The 14,666-nt window shown below is 54.7% G+C and carries 9 protein-coding genes and 3 pseudogenes; 2 read left to right on the forward strand and 10 right to left on the reverse strand.

Translation table 11 applies throughout. The features are described 5' to 3' along the window. Nucleotides 1-127: 127 nt before the first annotated feature. Nucleotides 128-229, reverse strand: a pseudogene (locus AB4Y43_RS30500) (IS5/IS1182 family transposase); the annotation flags it as partial. An 887-nt stretch (nucleotides 230-1,116) separates the two neighbouring features. Here AB4Y43_RS30500 and AB4Y43_RS30505 point away from each other — a divergent pair. Together AB4Y43_RS30505 and AB4Y43_RS30510 are read left to right on the forward strand one after the other, a co-directional pair. Continuing rightward, nucleotides 1,117-2,283: a porin gene (locus AB4Y43_RS30505; protein WP_368729505.1), complete on the forward strand. Its 1,167-nt coding sequence runs from the start codon at nucleotides 1,117-1,119 to the stop codon at nucleotides 2,281-2,283. A 528-nt stretch (nucleotides 2,284-2,811) separates the two neighbouring features. Further along, a complete protein-coding gene (locus tag AB4Y43_RS30510) occupies nucleotides 2,812-4,098 on the forward strand; it encodes a cytochrome P450 (protein ID WP_069268846.1) in 1,287 nt (428 codons plus the stop codon). Between the two features lie 418 nt (nucleotides 4,099-4,516). Here the strand turns inward: AB4Y43_RS30510 and AB4Y43_RS30515 are convergent, their stop codons facing one another. From AB4Y43_RS30515 to AB4Y43_RS30555, 9 genes and pseudogenes are all read right to left on the reverse strand, one after another. Continuing rightward, complete coding sequence (locus tag AB4Y43_RS30515) at nucleotides 4,517-4,720, reverse strand: cold-shock protein (RefSeq protein ID WP_069268847.1); 204 nt, start codon at nucleotides 4,718-4,720, stop codon at nucleotides 4,517-4,519. Nucleotides 4,721-5,229: 509 nt separating this feature from the next. After that, nucleotides 5,230-5,955, reverse strand: a pseudogene (locus AB4Y43_RS30520) (transposase); the annotation flags it as partial. A 236-nt stretch (nucleotides 5,956-6,191) separates the two neighbouring features. Beyond that, nucleotides 6,192-6,419: a group II intron maturase-specific domain-containing protein gene (locus AB4Y43_RS30525; RefSeq protein ID WP_368729506.1), complete on the reverse strand. Its 228-nt coding sequence runs from the start codon at nucleotides 6,417-6,419 to the stop codon at nucleotides 6,192-6,194. Between the two features lie 92 nt (nucleotides 6,420-6,511). Next, a complete protein-coding gene (locus AB4Y43_RS30530) occupies nucleotides 6,512-7,129 on the reverse strand; it encodes a reverse transcriptase domain-containing protein (protein WP_368729513.1) in 618 nt (205 codons plus the stop codon). A 172-nt stretch (nucleotides 7,130-7,301) separates the two neighbouring features. After that, a pseudogene (locus AB4Y43_RS30535) lies at nucleotides 7,302-7,472 on the reverse strand (IS5/IS1182 family transposase); the annotation flags it as partial. A 17-nt stretch (nucleotides 7,473-7,489) separates the two neighbouring features. Further along, a complete protein-coding gene (locus tag AB4Y43_RS30540) occupies nucleotides 7,490-9,148 on the reverse strand; it encodes a C2 family cysteine protease (RefSeq protein ID WP_368729507.1) in 1,659 nt (552 codons plus the stop codon). A gap of 332 nt (nucleotides 9,149-9,480) precedes the next feature. After that, nucleotides 9,481-10,929, reverse strand: coding sequence for a TolC family protein (locus tag AB4Y43_RS30545; protein WP_069268849.1), 1,449 nt, complete (start codon nucleotides 10,927-10,929; stop codon nucleotides 9,481-9,483). Beyond that, nucleotides 10,919-12,262: an HlyD family type I secretion periplasmic adaptor subunit gene (locus tag AB4Y43_RS30550; protein ID WP_368661803.1), complete on the reverse strand. Its 1,344-nt coding sequence runs from the start codon at nucleotides 12,260-12,262 to the stop codon at nucleotides 10,919-10,921. Before AB4Y43_RS30550 ends, AB4Y43_RS30545 begins: the two co-directional genes overlap by 11 nt. Beyond that, complete coding sequence (locus AB4Y43_RS30555; protein WP_069268851.1) at nucleotides 12,259-14,412, reverse strand: type I secretion system permease/ATPase; 2,154 nt, start codon at nucleotides 14,410-14,412, stop codon at nucleotides 12,259-12,261. The genes AB4Y43_RS30550 and AB4Y43_RS30555 overlap by 4 nt, the downstream gene beginning before the upstream one ends. Nucleotides 14,413-14,666: the final 254 nt, after the last annotated feature.

The raw sequence follows: 14,666 nt of genomic DNA on the forward strand, positions 1-14,666 counted from the left end.
TCACCAGCCGCACCGCCTCCAGCTTGAATTCCAGGGTGTACCGCGCACGCTTCAATTGGCTCATCTTCGTTTCTCCTTGCTGCAGTTTAAACCTCAGCAAGGGATACGTTTTTCAGGGGCAAGCTCAGATCTTCGACTTGTTACGGTTCTTGCGCCACGCCACCTCGTCGACGACGCCCTTGCGACGCGTGCGCTTGTTGGTGAAGTCTAGCGCCTGGCCCAGTTGCGATGGTTGCCGGCCTCGCCTTGCTCAGCCTCGTTGTCGCATCATGATTTACCAGTTCGATACTACCGAAGAACTTCTTGATGTCGAGGCCCAGCGCCCAAGCATAGCCCCCGGCCGCGCCGCCGGCCCACGTCGGGCGCCTGATGCGCGGACCGCCCAGGATGATAGCCGCATGAGTCGTCGTGAAACCACAAGCGATTACAGATATCGCTTGACCACCGTCTGAGCGATGCATTGAGATGTGGGAATTCCAACGGCCTCGTCCCCACACCCTGCCTTCCGGGGGTATGTCAACCTTCGGCACCGGTGGTCTTCGCGGCATGACTGCCGCCCTCGTGAGACGAATTGTTGAGCGCGACTCGTGACAAGCCCCCCGTTTTACACGACTAGTCAAGGACGCTACCGGCTTCACGATCTCTTACGAGGGTTCTTGTTCGAATAGACGCCTCTTCAGCCCATGTCGATTGTCGCGTATTGACCAAATGCTCACAAACGAAATGAGGACTGTCGCACATCGGGCGGTCCGCACGACAATCTTCATCGGATATCAATCCACCTGAAGACGTCGCACTGCGCCTGGTGGCTCCTTTTCGCCGACTAATCTGAGTCGGCACGATCTGTGCTCTGGAAATGTGAAGCGATCTCGCGCTCAACCCGTTTGACACCTTGGACGCCATACAGTAAAGCCTAAGTCGCACAGATATGATCTCCAAAAAATGCAAAGAGGCAACTGCACATATCAACGATACAGTGGCTTTCTTCCGCTGTAGCGCTCTATTTTGGAGCACACCAACATCGGCGCAATCGTGGCAGCACGTCGCAGCGCTGTACAGACAGATGTCGTCGAGCGAAACAGAGCTTCTCACTCACACGCTCCTGGAAATCTAATTATGCGTGGTTGGGAAAGGTCGATATTTCTGGCTTTATTTGGTGCGTCATCCTTGGCTCAAGCACAAGGGACTGTGAATCTCTACGGTGTACTCGACGAAGGCATTATGTACCAAAGCAACGTTGCTGATAGCAAGAGAATTTCGCTTGACTCGCTTAGCGGCCTCATGGGAAGTCGATGGGGCCTGACCGGAAGCGAGGACCTCAGTGGCGGTTTACATGCAACGTTCACCCTTGAGTCAGGCGTAAACCTAAATCAAGGTCAGGCTGGTCAGGGCGGCCTGCTATTTGGTCGTCAAGCCTTCATCGGTATCAAAAGCGACAACTGCGGCGGCCTGACATTTGGACGTCAATACGACATGATCTTCTACTTTCCCGAGCCGCTGACTGCCGAAGCACTGGTCGGAGGCGCGCCGGCGGGACACCCAGGGGATCTGGACAATGCGTCCAACACGGTTCGACCGAATAATTCTGTCCGATACATGAGCCCTGACATCTACGGCGCGAGCTTCGGAATTGAGTACAGCTTTGGTGGTATTGCCGGTAACTTCACATCTACCAGTGGTTATTCGGTAGGTGCAGGTTACGTGAACGGGCCATTGAAACTGGGGGCATCATTCGAGTACTTTAAGAACCCCACCGCAGCGCCAGGCACAGGATTTTTTACTGCTTATTTGAATGGAATCTCTCCTCTTCAAGGTGCTATCAACCGTGGATATGCCTCCGCCCAAGCGTATCAGTCTGTAGTCGTAGCATCCAACTTCACAATCGGCCCCGTCATCGTGGCAGCATCGTTCTCTAATGTTCAATACGCGAATCTCGCCCTGCCTCAGCTGGACGGAACAGTCATATTCAACAACTACGATGTCGGAATAATGTATCGTTTCAGCCAAGCGTGGACAGTCGCAGCATCATACGACTACTTGCAATCGAATGGCATTCAAGACGTTTCGGGACACATACTCGGAAACCAGCACTTCAACCAAGTAACGATTTCAACAGACTACTTTTTATCCAAGCGAACCGACGTCTATTTAGAAATCGGTTGGCAACAAGCATCTGGGACATCGTCTCTTGGGGTTCCCGCTGTTGCGAGCGTCGCGAATGTGGGTGACTCATCCAGCAATCGCCAGATCCTTGCTCGCGCCGCGATCCGTCAAAAGTTCTGAATAGAGCTAAACATGCTGGAATGCAACGACTCACAGCACCGATCGATCCTCCCAAATGACGCGACTGACGCTGCCAGCGTTGGCGAGTCACGCCCCCACTTTCGATGCATGACTAAATTTTCTGACCTTCCTGACATTCCTGATCGGCGTTGCGTCTTATTGGTTAAACTGGCGAAACCATCACACCAATTAATTATCTTAACTTCAACAGGAGACTACAGTCCGCGCACTAATTTGCATACGTTCCGCCGCGTATTCTCAATATCGTCGATATCAAAGAACAATGTTGATATGGATTAAGGATGAAATGAGAAATCATAATATGATAATTAGATACCCCGGACGAAAATTGACAGCCACCACACCAACCACCACCCGCGGGGAGCACCCGCCTGCGATAAAGTTAAATCGATCGGCAAGCACCAACTGAAATGAGCTCTCTACGTTAGCAGACTGGATCATCGCGCGCGTCGACGCTCGTTCGTGTCGCGCGTCCACTAACACGAACCTCCCCTGGACTCAAACAGAATGCAAAAATATGACCTACCAAGAGAAATAGCGAACCGCATCGTCGATCCGAAGTCCCACACGGACATCGATGGCCTCCACGAAATTTACACTTGGGCACGCGCAAACAACCCTGTCGGGAGAGCGACGGCTGCCGGGCATGACCCGTTTTGGGTGATTACAAAACACGCCGACGTCTCTATGATCTCACGGAATAATTCTCTATTCCACAATGGAGATTATTCTGTCGTGTGTCGCCCTAGAGCATCGATAGAGCATATTATGTCCACGACCGGTTCACCGAACATTGTTCGGTCGCTCGTGCACATCGATGGCGAAGAACACAAAAGTTTACGCGCGCTGACTCAATCCTGGTTCATGCCGAACAGTATTCTCAAGCTTGAAGACCGTATTAGATCGCTAGCCCGTGCGATGGTCGCGAAGCTGCAGCAACACAACGGAAAGGTGATCGATTTTTCAGGCGCATTCGCGTCGCAGTACCCACTGCACGTAATCATGGATATTCTCGGTGTCCCTCAGGAGGATTTTCCTCGCATACTTGCACTAACTTACGAGATGTTCGGGAGTGAAGACGAGGAATACACACGCGATACGGTGCGCCAAGGCGACGCGAGCAGTGCGACGGGCAATGCGCTCCTGTCTGTAGTTGACGACTTCAGGGAGTACTTCGAAAGCTTAAACGAAGCGCGCCGGAAGGACCCGCGCAATGATGTCGCGACTTTGCTAGCCAACGCGGTCATCAATGGGCAGCCTATCGATGACGTAACCCGCCTCGGCTATTACGTAATTATCGCTGCCGCAGGGCATCATACAGTGTCGTCGTCCACGTCGGTCGCAATGTGGGCATTGTGCCGCTTTATGGAGTTGCTACCACAGCTTCAGGCAAATCGATCGCTCATTCCACATTTTATCGATGAATGCCTTAGATTCGCATCGCCGGTTCATCATTTCATGCGTACAGCGACTGCCGACACTAATATCCGGGGCCGCAAAATTCGCAAGGGAGATTGGCTGATGTTGTGCTATGGCTCGGCGAATCGCGACGAAGAAGTCTTCCCTTCGCCATTCACATTCAATATTGATCGCAGACCCAACCCACATATCGCGTTCGGTGTCGGCGGCCACGTATGCCTTGGTCGACATCTCGCGCACATGGAGATGCGGATTCTGTTCGATGAGCTGATTCCGAGATTGCAACGCGCTGAGCTAGTGGGTGAGATCGAATACATGGAGTCAAACTTCGTTTGTGGACCGAAACACCTTCCCGTTCGCTGCATGTTGCAATAACACAACCCGCGATATCCGCATGCACGAAACAGCTAGCCGTGTATCGAACGAGCACGTCAATAACAGGGGTGGCATCATATCCGGCATGAGGTGATAGGCCTACACAGAAAGCAGCCCAGGCCCAACCTTCGATCCGGGCGCCATACACGCTGGCTCTATGACATTGACATGCCAAGCTGCGAATTGGACTCTAGAACCGTGCGCGTTGCCGGGATTGCATCGCACCCTTGCGTTCGCGATGAGGACAGCTGCCGTATCACGCGCAGCGACCATTCCGCCGCTGTGTCACCTCGGCTATCAACCAGTGTTAGGTTCCAGCTCTCCTCGCCCAGATTAAACGCCACCTACCGGCGGCCACCTGATGCCGCATTGCGCCGATGTCTTCCTTGCTGCCGCGGCATTACCAGAAAGCGCATGGTCAGTGCGGCTGAATGCTTATCGCCTGCCTGCCCTTGGGCCCGTTTTTTGCTTCGAAGGTTACCCTTTGATTATCCTGTAGCGTCTTGAATCCCTCTATCTGGATATCAGAGTAATGCACAAACAGATCGCAGCTTCCGTCGTCTGGCTGAATGAATCCGTACCCTCTTTCATCGTTGAACCATTTAACCTTACCCGTTGCCATTTTCATTTCCTTATCGACGCTTTCTATCAATATAGGATATGCTTAAAGAAAAGTAGCCGACGCACCAAACTCGCAAATTGATTTGCGTCGACCTACCTTGTCCAAATACAGACCATTGCCGCGCGTCGCGCTCTTTAACCGCATATGGCCCCCCAAATCTCCCCTTCCGGACACCCCCGGGTTATGCAGCAGAATCCCCTTCCCGCTGCGCCGCCAGCCAGGCTTACACGAACCGGGTTGGCGTCATGAAGCCAAGCGATGGATGAGATGACTGTTCTACATGCAAGTTTCAACCGGGAATCTTGGTCCGGGACATCGGAGCGCGGCCGCAGTCACACCCCCCTCATTCATTCGCCCTCATTCACTCACAATGAGCGGAATCCACGATCTCTTTGTCTTCACGCAACACGAAACAGAGCTAACGTCAAGAGTGGTGTATGGGCAGCATCGTGACGGTCGATATCAAGCGGCGAGTTTCTGCTGAACCGGTCGATCGTCTTGCACCGAGTCGCCGCCCAGAAGCCCATTGCGCCGTCGCCGACCGCCAGCCAGAGGTCCTGCCTTCAGACCGCGCTTTTTCAGGTCGAGCAGAAGCTCCAGCCACGACGCTTTCGTCTCGCGATACCCATCGCCGATCGCCACACGCTCTTTGCTCCCGTCCGGTTTCACGCCGATGATCACGAGCAAGCATTGCCCATCGGAGTTCTCGCTGCGCAGCCCCGTGTGAATGCCGTCGACCCACCAATAGACATAGTGCGACTCCGACAGATCACGCCGGCTCCAGGCCACATGCTCGTCGGCCCATTGCGCCTTAAGCCGGCTTACCACGTTGGCCGACAAGCCCTTGGCGTCATCGCCTGGCAGCACGCTCAACGCTTCGCTCATATCGCCCGTCGAGATACCCTTCAGATACAGCCAGGGCAGCGCTGCGCTCACGCGAGGCGACTCCTCACGTACGGCGGCCAATCGTCGAATTGAACTTCACGCCCGATCCCGATCGGTCGCGCACCTTTTGGCACCTTCACAGCAATCGGGCCGGCGGCTGTCAACACCTCGCGCTCTGGCAAGCAGCCGTTGCGCACGACGGCGCGCTGCCCGTGCAAAGTCTTGACGTTCGCGAACCGCTCCATCAGTTCTGCCAGCTCCGCTTCGATCGCTTATTGAATCACTTGCTGCGCCCCGTGACGAACCAATTCGTCCAGACCAAGTCCACCGCCTTCAATTCCCCGCCTCAGATCCCCCGTACACCGTGGGTGAGTAGCCCGCGGGAATCGCACCCGCAGGCCCTCTCAGGTAGGGTCGAGAACTGGCGCGCGCACGGTAGGCTCCGGTGGTCTTTCCACCGCTTTCGCGGTGGCCCTCAGTCCGGCTGCCATAGTCACGTTTCCAGCTCCCGCCACGTCGAACGCAGCTTGCGGTTTTCCCGCACTACGCTCTCCTGTTTGCTTCACGTCAAGGTTTATGGGGCCTATCATGCCGGGCGCGCTTTCGGTGCGACGGTACGGCGGACCCTGTAGCCATTGAACAGCCCCAGTTCCTCATACAGCCAACGCCTACTCCACCGCTTCCAGCCGAAGCCCCGTCGGTTCCGGGATCGCCCCGTGTGGCGCCGGATCTTCTTTTCCACCCAGTCCCTGATGAAGTTGAAGCACTCGTTGGAGTCCCCGATAGCGAAGTAATGCACCCAGCCCCGCAGCACCGGATTAATCAGTTAGACTACTGGATTTACCGGCTGTGACTGGTATCGCCGGAACACCTCCTTGAGCTTGCGCAGTAACGCCGTACGCTTCTTCAGCTTCGGCGTGTAGTGCGCTCGCCACGCCCTGTCCCGAAGCTGCGGAATTGACGGAAGTCAAGCCCCAGAAAGCCGAAGCTCTCCTTGCATCTCAGATCCACGGTGCGGCTCTTCTCCTCGTTCACCTCGACCTGTAGCCTGTCAAACTCCTCCCGTAGTCGTCTGCTTACCGCCCCCAGCAGCCAGTCATGGCGCGGGTGTGCATCGATCAGCACGACGAGATCATCAGCGAAGCGGGCATACTCGACGTAGGTATACTTCCCATTGCGCGTGGCTTCTTTCGCCCGCCCCAGCATCCGATCCACCTCAGTGAGGTAGACGTTACTGAGCAGTGGCGAAATCACCCCGCCTTGCGGAACACCTTGCTTACCCGATGCCGTCAGCATCAGCTTCAGCAAATGCATGGCGTCCCGGTCATTGACCCGACGCGCCACTTTTTCGAGCAGTAGGTGATGCCGCACGGTGTCAAAGTACGCACGCAAATTCAGATCTATGACTCGGGTCTTCCACTGAACAATCGCCGTCGCCACCCGATGCACCGCTTCATGCGTGGTACGCTTGGGACGATAACCATACGAATACGCATGGAATAGTGGATCGAGGATCGGCTCAATGAGCCCCCGGCGTCATAGTAGTTGTCGCCTCTGAACTTTCTTATCGAGAAGAGTCAGAGGTACGAGTTGAAGACGAAACAAACGTATTCTGTTGAGTTCAAGGACAACCGAGCGCTTGAACCGCACGCTGTACTTGCTCATGAAAAAACACCCCAAATTGTTGGACGGGTGTCGCATGCAGCGCGTCACCGAGCGCTCCCTTCGGCCAGTTCCGATCGAGTTTGCCATCTGTTTTCATGTGGCCGATGGCTGGCTCAATCGCACTGCGGCGTCTGATCATCGCCCGCCATCCGCGCGTGACGCCTCGCCGCAGTCCCGGGTGGTAGACCTTCACACCTTCGATCCACCTTGCGTTTTGGCCTACGCTATATGTGTTGTGTTGATTTGCTGATCGACCGAATGCAGCCTCGTATACGCCGCACCCCATTCGGATGATTGAAAATGCAGCGCGCTCATACTGGCGACCAGGCTATTAACCTGACTACCAAGCGTGCCACCGGATGTGGATTTGGCAACGCAATTAGATTCGGGATCTGAAATGATTACTTCGCCGCCCCCACCCTTGTTCCAAAGTTGATCGGCAGACACTTCAAACTGAGTGTCGTATCGATTGTTGCCATTATGGTTTCCCCACGGATTCCGGAGAATAAAATCCCCGGTTGATTGGTCATACCCAAGAACAGAGAACATGTGTTCGTTCACCAGCTCTATCTGGCCTGAAGGATCCGTAGTGTTCTGAGAGCAACCGTACATCACCTCGGTTTTATTATTCAAACCACTGATGATGGATTGCTTCACCGTGTCATCCCACGATGTCTGTGAAAAAGAGGAACACTCATAGGACTCCGCTTGCCTTCCAGTCACAGCCGTGAGGCCAATGTCACAGCCACCGTCAATTGCTTTATATTGATTCGCGAGGCCGTTCATGTGCTGGTATTCTACAAAGGCCTTCTCGAGAATTTGAACCCAGCTATCACAGGAATTTTCCGCAGCATTTTGAGCAACTGCATCATTCACAGTAACGTAAACGGGATTTCCTGGGCCATCAAAGAACCTAACCCCGTAAACCCCGTTGCCATCACTCGTAAACATCGACGCAATTTTGCTCGGCTCATCCTGTGCCACACATGCGAGTGCCGCCATCAGATAACAGTCGCCTACGCGGCCTTGGTTGACATCGTTTGCAGTTGGCGCGCCGCTCGTGCCGAACAACGGGTGCGTAACGTTCGCATAGCTACCGCCAAGGCCCGACAACGATGGGTTGTCGGAGCCTAGGAACCATTTATCAATCAGCTCGTTGAACTGGAGCTGACTACTGCCAGGGGCAAGATCGCCCAGCTTGGATGAGGTGTTCTGTCCGCCCGTCCAGTCAACGTTAGCGGCGTTGCCGTTGACCAATGCATTGGTCACATAGGCAAGGCATGACGATTTTCCAAGTTGCGCCGATACTTCTGACGCGTAAGTCTTAAGACTATTCAATTGTGCGTCTGTTAATCCACCGCTTCCAATGGCGCTAGCAACGCTTTGTAAATCTGAAAGTATCGAGCTGTATGTGTATTTTTGCTGTGATTGTGGCTGCGGATGAACGCAGGCGATCTTGTCGTTATATCTGCGCATTTCAAAGCTATCGATCGTATCAGATAGATATGCGGCGACGCAGTTTCGGTATATATCGACTCTATCCGTAAGCTCTGAAAGATGGGTTCTCAAGCCATTGACACCGGTTTGGGCGATATCATCGGTCCTGTACATACGAGTTGATTTTGGAAGCCCGCAATCAATTGACATAGAGTCGAAATCGTTACGAGCGAGCCCCACTGAGTTGGCTTGACCGCCGATCATATCGTTAAAATTTCCAGATCCTGCGCTGATTAATGGGCTCCCAAGTGAATTACGTAACACATCGATATTGTTATCTACTCTACCCTCGATCGTCTCGCCCGTTTTTGATGATTTCGTCAAAAATCCCTGTCTTTCCGTAACGACCAGTTCCCTTCTGCTTCGCGTAATTGACGCCATGTCACCCCCTGAAAAGATCACAAATCACAACACCTTGAGGAACAAGCAGGCACGCCTTTCAAACTGCCTACCAACTATTCCGGGCCCCTTCAAACACATGAACGCGCATAGAAGAGAGATCGTGGAGATTGAGTTTCATCTTGCGCTGATATGCCGGAGAAATCGTCAAGAGTGGTGTATGCGGGTCGGTCGCATGATTAGGCGGCCAGCGCTTGAGGAACCGGTGCGCTTTCAATCACCGGGACTCCGTCTTCAAAGGGAATGCCCATTACGGATGGCAGCTGCTCCATAACCACCGCCAGTCCGATGCTTGCGGCAAACTGGATTCCCCGCTAGAACACATGATCTCCTATCGCACTCCGATCAAGTGCGCCGGCTGCCGCCCGCAGCTTCACGCGGTCCGACTCCCATTCGACAACGCTGCGAACTCGCTCCTGCTGAGCGTCCGCAAGTGCCGACTGCACCGATAGCAACTCAAGGATGTTGGCAACGCCCTTGTCGTAGCGCCGCCGCGAAGACGCAACCGCAGAGCGGGCCGCTCGAAGCAGCTCTTTCGCGGCTTGCAATTTTCCTGCCGCGGCGACAGCCTCCGCCTGAGCCTTAATCACGTCCGTTAAAACTTGCTGCTCAGTATCATGGAGCTGGGACTCGCTTTGTTCTGCCTGCGCTTGCGCTCTTCTCACCTTGTATGTGCTTGAGAACCCATCAAAGAACGGAATCGTCACAGTGATACCCACAGTTGTTGTATTACTGTGAATCGCCTGCATCCCTTGGTTCTGGTAACCGTTCTGATAAAAGTTGCCCACGAGGTCAATAGTCGGTAGGCCTTCGGACCGTGCGACCTTCACCTCCGCCCGCGCGGCTTTCCACTGCTCGCGGGCCGCGATAATCGCTGGATGCCGCGTGGCAGTCTCCTCGAGCCAGTAATTCAGGTCTTCCACAACATGAGATGTCGCCGCGTCTTCCAATCCTGCGAGCCTCAGTTCGGTTGAAGGAGCTACCCCGAGAAAATAGAGCAAAGCTCCATTCGATACGCGATCGTCCGCGGCAGCCTGCTGTTCGGCGAGTTTCGCCTTGGCAAGGGCCGTGGCGGCTTGCAAGCTATCGCTTTGCTCAGCCACGCCCATTCGCTGCCGGCGTTCAACGGCCTCATAGGTTTGTTGAGCCATCGAGGTAGATTCGGCGCGCGCCGCTAGCGTCGCCTGAGCCATCTGTGCGTTGAAGTAAGCCTCCACAATGTCCGACATCACCTTTTGAATCGACGCGTCGTGGCTAGCCAAAGCGGCCTGCAATGAACGGTTTGCAGCTTCGCTGCTCGCAGCGCGCGCGCCAAAGTCGAACATTCGCCAAGCCACGCCCGCACTCAGGGTATGCCCATTTGCGGTTGAGCTAGAAATAGGCGAGTCAGGGTACTGTGTCCGGGTACGTAAGGGTGATACATCTGCCGACAGCGTTGGAAGATAGGACGCCCGTGCTTCGCCGACCGCCGCGGCTTGCGCTTTGATTGCGGCAAACGAAGCACCGATCTGTGGGTTGTTGCATAAACCGATGTCGACTGCGCCGGCCAAGGTCAGCGGCCGTGCGAGATCGATGGCGGCGGGACATGTAACCGCCGGCGTTCCACTTTGTAAAATGGCACCATGACTGAGCAGGGGCGGTCGGGTCAGCAGCGGGTCTTCCAGAAGGTCCGGTACGCCAGAGCTATGGGCGCGTGCGCCGACGAATAAGCCAAGCAGAATCACTATTCCGCGCAGCCGGCTGCTCGCTCTCTTACCGTTCATGCAAACTCTCGCGGGATTCCTCAATAAGCGGTGACAAAACATATTCAATGACTCGTCGCGTTCCAGTTTTGATTTCGACACTTACGCCCATACCAGGCGTCAGGGCAACGGATCGGCCATCAATTTCCATCGTCGGTCGATCCAGCATCACCTTTACGGAATAAATCAGCCCCCGCTTCTCATCCTTGATAGCGTCGTGTGAAACATGGGTCACACGCGCAGCAACAGTGCCGTATTTTATGTATTCGAAGGCATCGATCTTGACAGCCGCGCTTTGTCCCTCCCTGACGAAACCGACATCCTTACTTTCGATAAAGGCTTCGACCTCTACCTTGCTCTTGGTGGGAACTAGCTTCATCAAAGGCACAGCCGCCGGGACCACTCCTCCGATAGTATGTACAGCCAGTTGCTGCACAGTACCGTCCACAGGCGCAACCAGTTTGAGAAGGTCGCCGTGCGCTTCGGCGCGTGCAGCATCCTTCGTAGCATCATTGAGCACCCGCTCCGCGTCGTCCAGCGCATCGAGTGCCGTCTTGCGCGTTTCCGCAATCAAAACCGCTCTCTGGTTTCGCGCGTCAATAAGTTGAGCCTGGAGGTCGATACGCTCCTGCTTCTTCTTGAGATATGCATCGCGTGACACGTCGTCTTCTTTCGACAGCTGCGCGTAGTCCCGCTCGCGCTCTACTGCCAACGGAAGCGCCGCTTCAGCGTGGCTGATCTCTCCCTCCAATCGGCGCCGCTTGGCGACATAGTCATGCCACTGCCCGTTCAAGTTCTGTTCGGTTTCATGCCAGCGCTCACGCGGAACGCCCGAATTCGGCGCCAGAACAGGCGGCCGATCGCTGTCAACCGCCGCAATCAAAGCGCGTGCACCGGCAGCGTGCGATGCAGCTATCGCTGCACCGCCGCGAGCCTTTTCTAGGTCGCTGTCCACAGTGCGCGAATCGAGTTCAACGAGAACGTCGCCAGCGTGAACCGTCTGACCTTCCGTGACGTGCAATGCTCGCACGCGAGCGACCTCAACTGACGCAAGAGCCTTGCTGTATCCTGATGGAATCACCTTGCCGACGGCATTCACAACTATGTCGACATGCCCCAGAATTGACCACGTGATTGCGACTACAATCCACAGAATTAAGATCTTTGCCACCCAGCGGCCAGTTGGCGAGACCGGTTTTTCCTGCAACGATAGAGCTGCAGGCGAAAACTCCGCCTCCTCGGAGTTCAGGTCACGTGGTGTAAGTGCGCGTCTCTCCCGCCACGCGTACGCGAAATGATCGCGGTACCTGCGCCACAGTTCACCCCATGCCTGCCATTGGTGACGCAGATTCACGCCATGCCCCCCTGCTGCAGGCTGTACAAGTGAGCGTACATTCCCTGCGGGATCTTGAGGAGCTCTTCGTGACTGCCGACCTCCGCTATCTGGCCGCGCTCCATTGTCACGATGCGATTCGCCCCACGGACGGTTGATAGTCGGTGCGCGATGATCAGCACAGTGCGCCCACGGCAGATGCTTCGCATGTTTTTGTGAATGATCTTCTCCGATTCATAGTCCAATGCGCTCGTGGCCTCGTCAAAAATCAGGATTCGCGGATTGGGAAGGAGCGCACGGGCAATCGCAACGCGTTGCCTTTGCCCGCCCGACAGACCGGTGCCGTGCTCGCCTACCATCGTGTCGTATCCTTCTGGCAACTGGCAAATAAACTCATGCGCACCGGAAAGGCTAGCCGCTGCGATGATCGCATCCAGAGAGGCGTTCGGCATTGACAACGCGATGTTGTCTCGTATCGATCGATTGAATAGCATGTTTTCTTGCAGCACCACTCCGATTTGCTGGCGCAATGAAGCGGTTTCAATCGTAGCAATATCGTGACCGTCAATTAGTACACGCCCGCTTTCCGGGATGTAGAGCCTTTGTGCCAGCTTCGTAAGCGTGCTTTTTCCCGAACCCGAACGACCAACAATTCCAATCACCTCGCCCGGCCTGATGGACAATGAAACACCGCGAATGACTTCCGGTGCATCGGGCCGATAGCGGAACACAACACGGTCGAATTCCACCGCACCGGTCAGCTTCGGCAAGCGCGACTTGCGGCCGACGACCTCCGTGCGAGCGTTGAGGATGTCGCCTAATCTTCCCATTGAGACGCCTACCTGCTGGAAATCATTCCATAGTTGCGCTAGGCGCAAGATTGGGTTGGAGACCTGCCCTGCCAGCATATTGAAAGCAACCAATTCACCTACTGTCATCTTTTGGTCTATCACGAGCTTCGCGCCCCACCACATGATGGCTACGTTGACTAGCTTACTTATCAGTGTGACCCCGCTATTGGCGATGGCCGCGACGTTATTGACAGACAGCCCCGCGGCTACATAGGCAGCTAGCTGTTTGTCCCACTTCTGAGTCCAGCGGGGTTCGACGGCCATCGCCTTGACGGTATCAATCCCACTGATCGTCTCAACCAGAAACGATTGGTTTTCGGCGCTGCGATTGAACTTGGCATCAAGTCGGTTGCGAATGATAGGCGTGCACACCATTGATAGCAGTGCATAGAGCGGAATCGAGACAGTCACAATTAACGTTAGCGCTCCGCTGTAAACCATCATTACAGCAAAGAATACGATCGAAAAAATCAGATCCAGCACTAATGTCATGGCGTTGCCGGTCAAAAAACTTCGGATATTTTCCAACTCCCGTACGCGCGCCACTGAATCCCCAACCCTGCGAGTATGAAAATACGTTAGCGGCAAGCCTAACAGGTGGCGGAATAGCCGAGCTCCGAGTTCAACGTCGATCTTGCTGCTGGTATGAGCAAATACCCAGTTTCGAATTGCAGTCAAGGTCACTTCAAAGAAGATCGCAGAAATGAGCCCAATCGCGATCACATTCAACGTCTGCATCGCATTACTGACAAGAACCTTATCCATTACGGCCTGAAAGAACATCGGCGTGACAAGGCCGATGATTTGCAATACTAGGGATATCAATAAAATTTCGCGCAGCAGACTCCGATATTTTACGATCGCAGGGATAAACCACGTGAAGTCGAACTTGGCCAGGTTTCCGGTAAAACTAGCTTTGCTGGTGCAAAAAATTAGCTTCCCGGACCATAACCCGATGAATTCATTCAATGGGAGGATAACTGGTGTGCTACCCGGCCGTTGCATGACCATTCGCGGCTCTTCCCCACTAGTATCGTATTTTCCTGCGATGAAATACTGCCCGTCGTTGTCGATACCGATGGCTGGCAACGGAGCGCGATCAATTCGGTCCACGGACTGATGCACCAGCTTTGCTGTCATGCCGATTTCCTTGGCCGCCAACAGCAGCAACTGGTTGCCAAAGACGTTGTTCCCAAATTGGTGGCGCAGCTGAGATTCATCAACCGGAAGGCCGTGCAACATCGCCATCATGATGAGGCAAGAAAGCCCAGAGTCTTGGCCGGACGGCACGGCGTGCAAAGAAGCGTCTAATTTTGTCATCTTGTAATGTCAGTAGACATTCGGCATGGTGGCTTTGACACTTTTGAACACTCCCCTATTGCATTGCCGCAATCCTTGCCGTTGTCGTGGTTTGCGTGCCAGTGTTAGCCGCATTCCTTGTGCGTGTACGCAGTCCCCGTGATCCGTCCAGACAAGGGTCGCGGGTTCGTGGCAGGCACACGCTCCGCAACCGTGTTGGGTGCTCGCGCAAAAACGCCGGCTGTAACTGCAGCGCCGTTGAGATTTGATTTCGT

Source organism: Paraburkholderia sp. BR10872 (genome assembly GCF_040965835.1).
In the GTDB taxonomy this organism is placed as follows: domain Bacteria; phylum Pseudomonadota; class Gammaproteobacteria; order Burkholderiales; family Burkholderiaceae; genus Paraburkholderia; species Paraburkholderia nodosa_A.

Excerpts from the sequence above, each read along its gene's own strand:
- AB4Y43_RS30540 (WP_368729507.1), bottom strand. The coding sequence starts at position 9,148 with ATGGCGTCAATTACGCGAAGCAGAAGGGAACTGGTCGTTACGGAAAGA.
- AB4Y43_RS30510 (WP_069268846.1), top strand. The coding sequence starts at position 2,812 with ATGCAAAAATATGACCTACCAAGAGAAATAGCGAACCGCATCGTCGAT.
- AB4Y43_RS30545 (WP_069268849.1), bottom strand. The coding sequence starts at position 10,929 with ATGAACGGTAAGAGAGCGAGCAGCCGGCTGCGCGGAATAGTGATTCTG.
- AB4Y43_RS30515 (WP_069268847.1), bottom strand. The coding sequence starts at position 4,720 with ATGGCAACGGGTAAGGTTAAATGGTTCAACGATGAAAGAGGGTACGGA.
- AB4Y43_RS30505 (WP_368729505.1), top strand. The coding sequence starts at position 1,117 with ATGCGTGGTTGGGAAAGGTCGATATTTCTGGCTTTATTTGGTGCGTCA.
- AB4Y43_RS30555 (WP_069268851.1), bottom strand. The coding sequence starts at position 14,412 with ATGACAAAATTAGACGCTTCTTTGCACGCCGTGCCGTCCGGCCAAGAC.